Origin of the sequence: Alkalihalobacterium elongatum (genome assembly GCF_019024285.1) — a bacterium.
Lineage (GTDB): Bacteria > Bacillota > Bacilli > Bacillales > Bacillaceae_F > Alkalihalobacterium > Alkalihalobacterium elongatum.
On record NZ_WMKZ01000048.1, the window covers coordinates 1 to 12,915 of the forward strand.

Annotated in this window: 14 protein-coding genes; 3 read left to right on the forward strand and 11 right to left on the reverse strand. The window is 37.8% G+C overall.

Annotated elements, in window-relative coordinates; genetic code table 11:
- Window positions 1-446: 446 nt before the first annotated feature.
- From GKP30_RS23135 to thpR, 5 genes are all read right to left on the reverse strand, one after another.
- Entirely contained in the window at window positions 447-770 is a 324-nt protein-coding gene (locus GKP30_RS23135; protein WP_216831838.1) for a type II toxin-antitoxin system HicB family antitoxin, read from the reverse strand.
- A gap of 229 nt (window positions 771-999) precedes the next feature.
- On the reverse strand, window positions 1,000-1,971 hold the full coding sequence (locus GKP30_RS23140; protein WP_216831839.1) for an NERD domain-containing protein: 972 nt from the start codon (window positions 1,969-1,971) through the stop codon (window positions 1,000-1,002).
- 63 nt (window positions 1,972-2,034) lie between these two features.
- Entirely contained in the window at window positions 2,035-2,724 is a 690-nt protein-coding gene (locus GKP30_RS23145) for an LrgB family protein (RefSeq protein ID WP_216831840.1), read from the reverse strand.
- Window positions 2,721-3,086: a CidA/LrgA family protein gene (locus GKP30_RS23150; protein ID WP_236035317.1), complete on the reverse strand. Its 366-nt coding sequence runs from the start codon at window positions 3,084-3,086 to the stop codon at window positions 2,721-2,723. Before GKP30_RS23150 ends, GKP30_RS23145 begins: the two co-directional genes overlap by 4 nt.
- A 119-nt stretch (window positions 3,087-3,205) precedes the next feature.
- Window positions 3,206-3,772, reverse strand: coding sequence for an RNA 2',3'-cyclic phosphodiesterase (thpR, locus tag GKP30_RS23155; protein WP_216831841.1), 567 nt, complete (start codon window positions 3,770-3,772; stop codon window positions 3,206-3,208).
- A 184-nt stretch (window positions 3,773-3,956) separates the two neighbouring features.
- Here thpR and cysK point away from each other — a divergent pair, with 184 nt between their 5' ends.
- On the forward strand, window positions 3,957-4,895 hold the full coding sequence (gene cysK, locus GKP30_RS23160) for a cysteine synthase A (protein ID WP_216831842.1): 939 nt from the start codon (window positions 3,957-3,959) through the stop codon (window positions 4,893-4,895).
- A gap of 72 nt (window positions 4,896-4,967) precedes the next feature.
- Here cysK and GKP30_RS23165 read toward each other — a convergent pair whose 3' ends face one another.
- Both GKP30_RS23165 and pepV read right to left on the reverse strand, forming a co-directional pair.
- Complete coding sequence (locus GKP30_RS23165) at window positions 4,968-5,510, reverse strand: hypothetical protein (protein WP_216831843.1); 543 nt, start codon at window positions 5,508-5,510, stop codon at window positions 4,968-4,970.
- Window positions 5,511-5,800: 290 nt separating this feature from the next.
- Window positions 5,801-7,225 carry a dipeptidase PepV gene (pepV, locus tag GKP30_RS23170; RefSeq protein ID WP_216831844.1) on the reverse strand — a complete coding sequence of 475 codons (1,425 nt, stop codon included), beginning with the start codon at window positions 7,223-7,225 and terminating at the stop codon, window positions 5,801-5,803.
- A 404-nt stretch (window positions 7,226-7,629) separates the two neighbouring features.
- Between pepV and GKP30_RS23175 the strand changes: the two genes are divergently transcribed.
- On the forward strand, window positions 7,630-7,848 hold the full coding sequence (locus tag GKP30_RS23175) for a DeoR family transcriptional regulator (protein ID WP_175576473.1): 219 nt from the start codon (window positions 7,630-7,632) through the stop codon (window positions 7,846-7,848).
- A 45-nt stretch (window positions 7,849-7,893) separates the two neighbouring features.
- Here GKP30_RS23175 and GKP30_RS23180 read toward each other — a convergent pair whose 3' ends face one another.
- From GKP30_RS23180 to ftsW, 4 genes are all read right to left on the reverse strand, one after another.
- Window positions 7,894-8,607, reverse strand: coding sequence for a pseudouridine synthase (locus tag GKP30_RS23180; protein WP_216831845.1), 714 nt, complete (start codon window positions 8,605-8,607; stop codon window positions 7,894-7,896).
- The gene (locus tag GKP30_RS23185) at window positions 8,597-9,283 is read right to left on the reverse strand and encodes a hypothetical protein (RefSeq protein WP_216831846.1); all 687 of its coding nucleotides are present in this window, start codon (window positions 9,281-9,283) and stop codon (window positions 8,597-8,599) included. Before GKP30_RS23185 ends, GKP30_RS23180 begins: the two co-directional genes overlap by 11 nt.
- 217 nt (window positions 9,284-9,500) lie before the next feature.
- Window positions 9,501-10,676 (reverse strand): rod shape-determining protein RodA, encoded by a 1,176-nt coding sequence (rodA, locus tag GKP30_RS23190; RefSeq protein ID WP_216831847.1) that lies wholly within the window; start codon window positions 10,674-10,676, stop codon window positions 9,501-9,503.
- Window positions 10,677-10,702: 26 nt separating this feature from the next.
- Window positions 10,703-11,842 (reverse strand): putative lipid II flippase FtsW, encoded by a 1,140-nt coding sequence (gene ftsW / locus GKP30_RS23195; RefSeq protein ID WP_216831848.1) that lies wholly within the window; start codon window positions 11,840-11,842, stop codon window positions 10,703-10,705.
- A gap of 275 nt (window positions 11,843-12,117) precedes the next feature.
- On the opposite strand from ftsW, the gene GKP30_RS23200 reads away from it, so the two are divergent.
- On the forward strand, window positions 12,118-12,546 hold the full coding sequence (locus GKP30_RS23200; RefSeq protein ID WP_328703204.1) for a hypothetical protein: 429 nt from the start codon (window positions 12,118-12,120) through the stop codon (window positions 12,544-12,546).
- The last annotated feature ends 369 nt before the right edge of the window (window positions 12,547-12,915 follow it).

Consider the following 12,915-nt stretch of genomic DNA (forward strand, 5'->3'; position numbering starts at 1 on the left):
GCAAGTAGTGGCCTGCTCTTCGGACACGTTTGCTGGACCGAAGCGACCTCGAGCCGATGGCACCTGTAGCTGGACAAGGAAAAGCGGAAGCGACCGGTTAGCGACGTAGAGACTGGAGCTCCTCCGTATGAGATAAAGGATACACGGCGAAGTACGAGCCGATGTTGACTTATCGTAAGGAGGAGAGCGAAGTCCACTAGGCGCTGGGAGCTGCAGCTAGACAAGGAAAAGCGGAAGGTGCCCGCTTATCGGCGACAAGCGCTGGAGGGCCAGCAAGTAGTGGCCTGCTCTTCGGACACGTTTGCTGGACCGAAGCGACCTCGAGCCGATGGCACCTGTAGCTGGACAAAGGAAAGCAAAAGGGCTACCAAATTAATGGTAGCCCCCCTTTACTAAAGTACTCCATTTTTATTCCTCTAGTCCATCCTATGAAGTACTTTATGTATTCATTCATTCCACTCTTTGATCACAACATTTATTTGCTTGAATTCTTCTTCCGTCATTGAAGGTTCAATAAAAAGCATTGGCTGTTTATTTTTATTGATTGGCGGCAATTCGGTACGTCCTTCTCTTTTTAACCATAAGCGAACAGCAAGGATTAAATCTTCTTTCGCTTCTTTATATGTATCCCCGTATCCTACACAGTCCTCAAGTCCTTTTATCTCAACAGAATATTCCTCTTGACCCTTCCAATTATATTGTCTACGCAAGATCAATGAATGCTGTTTTAAATCTAATATATTGTGAATCTCTTGATGTCCCCGTTTCATAAATATCCCCTTTTTATACACACATTTTAAAAAGGCTAACAGTTTAGACAGCTGGTTTAAATGGTTTTCATAAGCCTTTTTCATTACAATTTCTAAATAAAACCATTCTTTTTTACCAACTTTACTTCTCTTAGTCAGCCTTTACATTTTTCTCTTCATAAAAATAAATTATATCCATTTATAGAAAGTACTATTCAGTTTTTCTTTTAAAAAATCAAATGAGTGATACCTAACTCATTTGATCATCTTCAATTTTTTGTCGGACATGTGCCGAGGTATGACAGTGATCTAATAATATTTTTGCTACTTTTAACTGTTGACTTTTTATTGGCGAAGGGTGTTTTTTCATCCGTTCATGCCACTGTGTAAACGTTCGTTTATCAATTATTTCTACCTTAGGTCCTTGTCCTTTATAGTCAATAATACTATTTTGTGAAATGACCGTTCTTTTTATGGGAAAATCACAGTTGCTCTCATTCAAGATGTCTTTAATAATACTAGCCATTCGATTAACAGATACAATGGGACTAAGAACTTTTCGTTCCTTTTTTTGAATTAATTCCACCCAAAATCGATCCGATGACGCTTCAAATACACTATATTGACTTCCATCTAAAATGGAAATACATTGGACTTCACTTGGGGTTATGATAATAATATCCATATCAATAGGTGCTTGCTTAATCCAAAAAACTGGCGAATACATCAGAAAGTAATTATCAGGAATTTGCTGTGAAAAAAAGCGTAGATGTTGATCATATTTATATTTAGGGTTTAAATATGATTGTTCAATTAGTGATGAACTTGCCCACATAAGTTGTGATATGAATAGATCATTAAGGTAAAGCTCCTTAAGATGTTCAAGTGATCTTGCTTTGAAGGCTAATCGATCCTCTTCCTTCTCATCGATAGGTACGTCAGATTGTTTTTCTTCTATGTTTTTTGCCTTATAAAAAGCAAAAGTATTCCAGCCCTTCAGTCTTTGTAGAGTGGCTGCAACGATGTTCATTTGCTTACCCTTGGGTATTGGCTCAACCTGATCATCGATACTAGTAGAAGAAGAAGGAAACTTCAACTGCTCCCATTCGTTTTTTATATAATACCAACGTTCCTTTTTCATCCTCGTAAATTGAGTTGGATAACGTTGCATGTCAAATTGATATCTTGAAATATAATCTTCTAACTTTATCAAGTGAGCCAATTGATGAACCTCCACAATTACTATAATCTTAGCTGATGCAATTAAATGTTGATAATGAATTTACTAGTATAATAGAAAAACTAGCATTGGTCCTATCACCGATACAACGATAGCACTTAACGTCATCGCAACGGAACTTGCTGCTCCTTCTTCTTCACTATTTTCCAACGCCTTCGCTGTACCAATCGCATGAGAAGCGCTCCCAGTTCCAATACCTTTTCCAATATAATGATTAATTTTAAACCATTTAAACAAATAAGGAGCTAACATAACGCCACCAATACCAGCAACCATGACGAAGATTGCAGCAAGCGGTGGTGCTCCCCCTAATGTTTTTGCAACATCCATAGCTACTGGTGTCGTAACCGATTTAGGAATTAGAGAATAGATTAACATCTCTTCTACACCAAGCCATTTGGCTAATAACAAACCACTAACAATTCCAATAACTGCACCCACGAAAACTCCAGTGACAATCGACATAAAGTATTTCTTTAACATACTCATCTGTTTATATAAAGGATAAGCAAGGGCAACAACGGCAGGACCTAACAGCTTTTCGATCCATTCTCCGCCTAAACTATACGTATCATAAGGGATCTTAAATACTAACAAAATGATAATCATGATAATTGTTCCAATAACTAAAGGCAATGTAAATGGATACGGAAATTTTTGGTAAAACATTCTAGCTCCTATATACACGCCAACTGTTAAACCGATAAAAAAAAGAGCTGTTAAGAAAGATATCATAAGTTCTGCTCCTTTCTAGTCGCTAAAAATTGGCTGAGAGCTCCTGAACACACCATAACAATTAATGTGCTAACTAAAGCAATAATCACTAACATGAAGCCTTTTCCTGAAAAAACATCTAAAAAGTTTAATACTCCTACTGTTACAGGTAAAAATAATAACGGCATATGCCTTAATAATAAAGAAGTACCATATTCAATTGATTTTGGATTAATCACTTTTGTTGCAAATAAGGTAAACAACAATAGCATCCCAATAATGCTACCTGGAATAAATAAATCAAACGTTTGCTGGATGAAAACACCCAGCCAATAAAATAAATATAAAATTGCAATATGCAAGATCGTACGTAAAATGGTCAATGGAAACTACTCCTCTTTGTTTGTACGAAGCACAAGGTGTCTGTTTATTGCATATAAGCGCTAATGCTTTAGCATAGTCTGATGAGCCAAAACGTCCTTTGACCCAATGACACCTGGAGCTAGACATTGGTTGACAAGAAAAAAGTCTGAATCGGTTCATACATTGGACTCTTTCCTGGATGTGATTGGTACAAGTGAATTTTTTCTACTTCCCATGATCTCTGGTATTCTGCTGTAAATAGTTCGTTAGCTAAAGCTGGAGTATACATACCGTTAGCTTTCCAGCGTCTTGCTAATGTGATGTGAGGGCGGTAAGGGCGCTTTTCAATATCTAAGCCAACATTAACACATGTTTGTGCAATATCCATTTGTAGCTTCATTAATTGCTCTGGCTTTTCGACGCCTGCCCAAAATATTCTCGGACGATTTAAATCGCCAAATGTATTCAATTCATTTAAAGTTATCGTAAATGAGTGATAATTTTTTATAGTTTTATCGATTTGCTCACCCAATGCTATTAATTGAGCTTTTTCTACATGCCCTAAGAAAACAAGGGTAATATGCAAATCTTGCGGATGAATCCATTTTTGAAACGGAAAATGACTTGAATGCTCCTCTTTCCAATTCACTAAACTTTGGTTAGCTGATCCTAATACAGGTATCGCCAAGAAAAAATGTGCTTTCATCTTATACACCTTCTTCTAAATATTTTAACGAATTTATCACATTTTGTCGTTACAATTTTTGTAATTCGTTTGAGTTTAACCGCAATTCTTTATATCCAATTTAGTAGATAGGAATTATTCATATATCTATGATAAAATAGAAGTAAATACTTTTAGTAAACATAAAAATTAAGGAAGTGACTATATGCGAGTTGTAAAAAATATAGCGGATTTGATTGGTCATACCCCTTTAGTCAAGTTAAATCGGATCGCAGATAAAGATGGTGCAGCTGTTTACCTGAAGCTTGAATTCTTCAACCCAAGTGGAAGCGTAAAAGATCGCGCTGCGTACCAAATGATTATCCAAGCTGAAAAGGACGGCTTACTAAAGCCAGGAGCAACAATTATTGAACCCACTAGTGGTAATACTGGAATTGGTTTAGCTATGAATGCTGCTGCTAGAGGTTACCGTGCTATACTAACAATGCCTGATACAATGAGCCAAGAACGCATCAATATTTTAAAAGCGTATGGCGCAGAAGTAGTTTTAACTGAAGGAGATAAGAAAATGCCTGGGGCTATTGAAAAGGCCCATGAATTAGCAAAGGAAATTCCTAATAGTTTTGTACCAATGCAATTCGAAAATGCCGCTAACCCAGATGCTCATCGATATACAACAGCCGTTGAAATAAAAGAAGCACTCGATAGTATCGGAAAAAAATTATCTGCTTTTGTTGCGGCTTCAGGTACAGGCGGAACTATTACAGGTACTGGTGAAGAATTGAAGAAGTTTTATCCAGAAGCTACAGTCCATGTAGTTGAACCAGCTGGGTCACCTGTTTTATCAGGAGGAAAACCAGGACCACATAAACTTGTCGGTACTAGCCCTGGATTTATCCCTGCTATATTAAACCAAAACGTTTATAATGAGATTAAAAAAATCGAGGATGAAGATGCTTATTGGGCGTCTATTGCCCTAGCTCAAAAAGAAGGTATTCTCGTTGGACCTTCTTCTGGTGCTGCATGTTTTGCCGCTCTGGAAGTTGCTAAAAAGCTAACACCAGACGATGTCGTTGTAGCCATTGCTTGTGACACTGGTGAGCGTTATTTATCAACAGATTTGTTTGATTTTGAAAATAAATAAAGACCTTATGGCTAACTTTACTCCCCCCTTTCAAAAATACTTTCAGGTAGGGAGTTATGAGTTAGCCTTTATTTAATTAATTGAGTTTGCCATTTCAATTAAATCATCAATTTGCACTTTGTCTTCAATTCTTTTACTACTAGCTAAGATGTATTCCCATCCATCTTTTTTAAAAATTAAGATGTTATGGTACCTATCCCTTAATTGGATTGCCTTCGCACTGTCCTCTAACGTATGCAATTGTGCAACTTTTGCCTTCTGATAAATACCTTGTTCCTCCGGAAGGATGAACATTTTGATTTGCTCTCTCGGTCGTTCCTCGTTTACATATTCTATTTCTAACTTTGCAGGGTAACTGTAGGAATCAATAATTCCGAACGAATGCGTAATTTCGATAGGCGGCAGTCGGTTTGGTAAATTTACTTTTCGTTGATACAAGTCTTCAAATTCTTTAACAGCGACTTGGATCGACTGGTAACCCATGATATGATACTGCTTTTCAATTGACTGTGGTCTCCAATAGTCTGGGTTATAATGATCCACAGCCTTTACTAAACCATTATTGGCACCAAATAAGATAATAACGAAAAGTATAAAAGATAACGTTCTCTGCATCCAAAACCCTCCTCAAGTACATTCGCTTTCCTTATTATTCTTACCCACGCACACTTTATACAAAGAAAAGTGGAGGGCGTCTGCTTATCGGCGACAAGCGCTGGAGGGCCAGCAATAAGTGTCCTGCTCTTTGGACACGTTTGATGGACCGAAGCGACCTCGAGCCGATGACGCCCAGAACTAGACAAAGAAAAGTGGAAGCGACCGGTTAGCGGCGTAGGGACTGGAGCTCCTCCGTATGAGAACATTAAAAGAATGCCACTTTGGCACCCTTCACCTATTAAGTACTCTTATTCTTTAGCTAACTCATATATGGCATGAGCGTAAATTGCTGTTGCTTTTAATAGGTCATCGATCATAATATACTCATCCTTTTGATGTGCTACATCTTCTCGACCTGGGAATAGCGGCCCAAAGGCTACCCCAGACTCTAAGGAACGTGCATATGTCCCACCACCAATTGAAAGAAGTTCTGCCTTCTGTCCAGTTTGCTCTTCATATACTTTAGATAATGTTTGGATTAATGAATGGTCTTTATCGACATGATGCGGCGGCGAATGATCAAGTACAGCTAGAGAAAAACCACTTTTCTCTGCAACTGATTCGAGTCGTTTAATCATTTCCTTACCATCATTCGTAACGGGGTAGCGAATGTTCAATCCAATACTTCCCCCATTGCTATCCTCATAGGAAACTAAACCACAGTTAACTGTTAAATCCCCTGTGATTTCATCAGAGTAAGGGATTCCTAATTGCTTTCCACGAAAGTCCTGATGTAGAAAGTCTGTTATAAACTGAACGAACTGTTTTCCTTGTGACGCTATTAGCAAACGGTTAAGAAAATCACATAAAAACAAACCAGCATTTACACCTAATTTAGGTTCCATTCCATGTGCTGATTTTCCTTTCACAACAAAAGTCAATTCGTTCTTTTCACCCGATGTATCTCCATTTATTTGATTTGCTTTCAAAAATTCATCAAATTGATTTGTGATTGATAAAAAGTCCTCTTCTTTAATTTGAACCGTTGCTCTTGCATCATCTGGTACCATATTCATTCTTCTACCAGCTTGGAGACTTATCAACCTAGGATAGGATTGCTCTTTTTTATGTTCAGTCTTCATTTCTTGTTTCAGTTTAATATCACATATTCCCTTTTCAGCATAAATAATTGGAAAATCAGCATCTGGTGCAAATCCAACCGTCGGCATTTCTTCATGTTTAAAATAATGGTCCACACATTGCCATGTACTTTCTTCATCAGTTCCTATGATCATTCGTACTCGCTTTGACAAAGGTAGTCCTAATTCTTTAACAATCTTCATGGCATAAAAGGCTGCCATTGTAGGTCCTTTATCGTCGATTGCCCCGCGAGCAATTATTTTTCCATCCACTATGTCAGCAGCATAGGGAGGCCTTGTCCACCCTTCGCCTTCTGGTACAACATCAACATGACAAAGGATCCCGACTGATTCTTCTCCCTTTCCAAATTCTATATAGCCCGCATAGCCATCTAAATTTTTAACATGAAAGTTACATTCTTCACCTATTTTTAATAAAAGGTTTAAAGCGTCATTAATTCCTGTCCCAAATGGTTGTCCTGGTTTGGCACTGGATTCATCTAAAACGCTAGCAATCTGAAGGAATTTACGTGTTTCACTAATTAATTCTGTCTTTCTTTTTTCAACCTCGTTTTCCCAATTAACCCTTGACAAATTCTTCTCACAGCCTTTCATTTCTTCTAATTTGCGTTACGGTGCTTTGCTAAATTAAATAACTTATTGTACAATAAGTAACAAGAGGGATGAGATGTGACTTTAAGCCATATAATGGCTGCTAATGTTAGACTATGATAACAACTTCACGTATTAATATACTAAAATGTTTAATAGCAACACAAGCAGCTCATGCAGTGAATATGTTTGATAAAATGATCAAACTTTTTTCGAACCGACATCAGCCCTCACCCGACTCTAGGACAAAACATTGATATTAAAGGCTAATGTCCTATCACTGCTCATTCGACCATGCAGCCATAACTGTAATTGGCACGAATGATCATTACCCCTTTTTAATACAATGGTTGTAAGGACGATCATTTATAACAAGGAGTGGTTTTTTGAAAGCTTCAACTGATCGAATGCTGACTCGTATTAAGTCGATTTACCTCTATATTAAACAAAGGGGGACTGTCACAACGAATGAATTGGTTGAAGAGTTTGGCATAACTCAAAGAACGATCCAGAGAGACTTGAATGTCTTAGAGTATAATGATTTAGTACTTAGTCCTAGCCGTGGAAAATGGACCGTAAACAAGAAGAAAACGAAAGTATCTTAGATCTTTTCATAAGAAAACAGCCACTCAACTATGTGGCTGTTTTCTTCATTTAGAATTCCTTACAATTTCAATTTCCTCTTCTGTCATTTCACGATATTCCCCGAGTCGTAAACTAGGATCTAGCTCGAGCTGACCTATTGAAATTCTTTTTAATTCAAGTACCTTTTTATCCACTGCAAGAAACATTCTTTTCACTTGGTGGAATTTCCCTTCAGTAATCGTTAATTGAATTCTTGAAATCGGACCTGATTCAAGGATAACGAGATGGCCTGGCTTCGTAACATAGCCGTCGTCTAACTCGACTCCTTCTTTAAATTTTTCCACATCCTCTTCAGTTACCTCTCCTTTGATCGTTGCTTCATATGTTTTATCCACATGCTTTTTCGGTGACATTAATTCATGTGATAATTTTCCGTCATTCGTTAAAATAAGAAAGCCTTCTGTATCTTTATCAAGTCTACCAACAGGAAATGGATTGAAGACTGTATGCTCAAACGCTAATAAATCAATGACTGTCTCATGTTGATTATCCTCGGTAGCCGATATGACTCCCTTTGGCTTATTTAACATCAAGTATATGTACTCTTTATACTCTACCTGTTCACCATGAACAGTAACAGACTGCTCATCTAGTTTAACATGAAATTTTCCATCCTTTACGGTTTCACCATCGACATGAACAACACCCGTTTTAAGTAATTTTTTTACTTCTTTTCTCGTTCCATAGCCAACATTCGATAGCATTTTATCAATTCTCATTTTCTGACACCCCGTTTTGCTTTTCTATCTCTTTTAATAAGTTTCGACCGAAGCCACCAAGCTGCTGATGGCAATAACTTTTAATAACACCTCTTACTGTAATCTCGAGTGTTTGGTTAATCCATTCCTTATCAAAGCTGTTACCTTGTAATTCTTTTTTTAATGCCACTGCTAATTCAAGCGCTGCTTTTGTAGCTATTTGGTTAATTCGTAATACATCTTCTTCTCGACCTACCATGATAGACATGTCGTTTGTAAAAAACGATTTTAGCCAATTCTCTTCCTCTTGAGAATTTTCAGGAACAACGATCAGCCCTCTTTTATCAATCGCCATCTGATCTGCCTGCCCAATACATTTACAAGGGACAACCTTTCCACCTTTAACAAAGGACAAGACTTCTTTTTTCGTTAAGGCTGTTGCCATATGAAAGAAAATGGTTTCTTTATGAAAGTATTGACCATATTCGGTAAAAAAATCAGAATATGCCGATGCGGGTAACGATAAAAAAACATAGCTCGCTTTTGAAAACGTAGCAGGCGATGCGTACTTTACATTGTATAGATTGTAAAATTGTTCATCTCGCTCGTTCTTATGAAAGACATATACGGTATTGTCACTTTTTATAAATGGCAAAAGTGCCTTGGTAAGTTTACCAAATCCAATAAATAAAATCATTTATGTACCCCCTCTCAACAGCCATTCCTAGGCATAGATTGACCTAGCACCGTTAGTATGATTTGTGCAATTTTAAAAGAGTATGTTTTATAAGACCTCGTTTAGAACAGAAAAGAAATGAATTGGAAAAATAAATAAAAGTGCCCAACACCTAACTATAGTGATAAAACTTCTTGCACTATAGTCATATACTCTCTGATGGTGTGGACACTTCCAATTACAATTCTTCTGTTTGGAACATATAATGCCTCGTTCTCATATTCACATTTAATACAATCCCAAGAGCAATCATATTCGTCATTAGGGCACTACCGCCATAACTTATAAATGGTAAAGCTAAACCTGTAATAGGCATTAATCCTATCGTCATTGCGATATTTTGAAAAATTTGAAAGACTAATAAACCTACAATACCCGATACTAAATACGTTCCAAATAAGTTATTACAACTAAATGCGATTACAATCATTCGATAAAACATCAAGAAATAAATCACGATTAAAATCGTTGCTCCGAGAAACCCAAACTCTTCCCCGATTACAGTAAAGATAAAGTCGGTATGAAGCTCTGGAACACGAGCTGGTTCACTTTGTGATTGTACACCTTGTAAAAAACCACTTCCATAAAGTCCGCCTGCACCGATCCCCTTTAAGGCCTCAACGAGCTGATAACCATAACTTCCTGCATTTTCATTCGGATAAAGCCACCCATAAATCCGTTCCATCTGGTGATTTTTAATGATTTTATTAAATAAGGTAAAATAATGATTATGCAACCAAACTAATAAACCAATACCACTAACGACACTAGCAAACAGTAAAGTCAACATTCTCCAGCCTACACCTGACATTAAGATCATGGTCGCCATAATACTTCCGATAACTAAGGCTGTACCTAAATCAGGCTGCTTTAAAATGAGAAAAAATGGCGGTATTCCAACCGCAAATACTTTAGCAACGACGATGCAGTCGGATTTAAAGCTTTTCTCTCGACCATCCTTGGTAATCCTATAGAGTAAATGAGCCAGTGCGATGACAACAAATACTTTTACAAACTCTGATGGCTGAAAACGTTGTCCAGCAATTTGGATCCAGCGTTGGGAGCCATTAAAAACGACCCCAAAAAACTCAACCCACAATAGGAGTAATATTCCAAGGATATACAAAGGTATAGAAAAATTCTTAAACATATCGTAATCAATGACCATGGCAGCACCCATTAAAATGAGTCCTGGCACTAGCCAAACAGCTTGTTTTTTAACATATTCCATCGGGTCGGTCGTATACTGCCCCGACCCACTATAAATTGCCAATAAACTGATACACATTAACAAAAAGAACAAAAACAGTAACGTATAATCAATCTGCTGTAAACCCGATTTACGTTCTTCCATAATTTCCTCCATCTATATAAAACGAGCTATGCTCCTAAACGTTCGTCACTTTCTTCAGCGAGCCGTCGTTGTTGTCGATTTTGTCTTGAAATATTAGCTAAAACCGCTACCGATATCATCGATACGAGCAATGAGGATCCCCCATTACTAATAAATGGTAAGGGAATACCTGTGATCGGTAGCAAACCAGAAACCGCTCCAACGTTAAATACAATTTGTATCCCAATTTGAAAAACAATCCCGAAAGCTAACAAGCTCCCAAACGGATTTTTACAACGAATACCAGTCATTACTCCTTTAAAGAAGATGATCGTATAACAAATAAACACAAACGCTACACCTAGTAACCCTAACTCCTCGGAAATGATCGCCAAAATAAAATCAGTCTGTGGTTCAGGAAGATACATAAGCTTCTGCACACTCTGTCCAAGACCTGCTCCAGACAAACCGCCATGTGCGATTGCTATATAGGACTGCAATATTTGGTAGCCGTCACCAGCTGCATCTGCAAATGGATCCATGAACGAAGTGATTCGTTTCATCCGGTAGGGTGCTGCCATAACAGCAAGAACGAACACTGCTAACCCAGATAAACCTAAAAAGAACAGGTGTTTAATTTTAGCGCCTGAAAAAAACACAATGAGTATCGTGACAAGAAGGATTGATGTGGCTGTACCTAAGTCAGGTTGTCTCACAATTAATGCTAATACAATTGTTACAACAATTAAAGGCGGCATAACCCCTTTAATAAACTGATCAATATAAGCTTGTTTTTTACTATAAACAGAAGCTAAATAAATAATCATCCCTAACTTTACAAACTCTGATGGCTGGATATTTAACGGCCCTATTCTAATCCAACGCTGCGCACCATATACTTCATGCCCGAAGAATAAAACGGCAGTCAATATAACGATTGATCCTAATATAATGGCTGCTGATAATTTTCGATATAGTTGAAAGGGGATATGCATAACAATGAAAAATACAAAAATACCCATAAAAAACCACATCGACTGTCGCTTAATGAAAAAATAAAAATCCCCAGTTTGATAGAGAGCCCAAACATAACTTGAGCTAAATACCATGATCAAACCAAATATTGTTAACAATGCAGTGACGACAATGAGTAGCCAATCATTGTCTTTTGAAATTGAATATTTCATTGCCCCTCCCAAGTTTATGTCCTTAAGTTAACTTAAAAGGCTCAAAGACGTGGTAATTGGAAATTCAACTACGTTTATTTGCTTGTACAATTATATCAAACCGTGAAAATAAGAGAAAGAGACTTTTGCTGGCACTTATTGTAGAAAAATAAACAATATTGAGGAATAATTCAAGAATTATAGAAAAATAGGCTGTTGCCTCATTCCATTCGCCCGCTTTTTTCATAAGCTAGAACTGTAATGTACGAATACCTATAATTTAAGGAGAGAGATCATTGAATTACAATTACTATCACCAACAACCTTACATGATGAATGAAAGTCAATTTCAACAGCCTATGATGCAAGCTGAAAACCAATACCAACAGCAGCCTTATATGCAGCAGGACGAAAGACAACTTCAACAACCTTTAATGCAAGGTGAAAACCAATTCCAGCAGCAGGATGAAAGACAACAACCTCAATTTGGTCCAACGCCTGGTTTCCCTGGATTCCCTGGTGGTCCTGGAACTGGATTCCCTGGTGGTCCTGGAACTGGATTCCCTGGTGGTCCTGGAGTGCCTACGCCGCCTCGAGATATTGAACGTCGTTTAGCTAGATTAGAACGTACGGTAGAACAAAATACAGAAAGAATAAATCGTCTAAACCGTCGTCTGCGTAGAGTTGAACGCCAACTTGGTTTCGGTTTTTCAGACGGTTTTTAAGAGAAAAACTAGTTTTTTAACTGCTTAATAAACTAGATAAGCTAAAAAATGTAATGCTAGGGCTCTTGTTTTGCCCTAGCATTTATAATTTCATGTCGTCTTTGCTTTTTGTGGTTGAGTGCCTGTCGTTTGAAAAGATTCACCATCGTTTTGGTAACCGCCTTCTCCCTCTGACACGGCTCTCGGGCTCTATTCAATCGCTTTAGTGCCGCCCTCTCCTTCTAACACGGATCTCGGGCTCTATTCAATCGCTTTAGTGACCGCCTTCTCCTTCTGATACGGCTCTCGGGCTCTATTCAATCGCTTTAGTGACCGCCCTCTCCTTCTGATACCGCTCTCGGGCTCTATTCAATCGCTTTAGTGACCGCC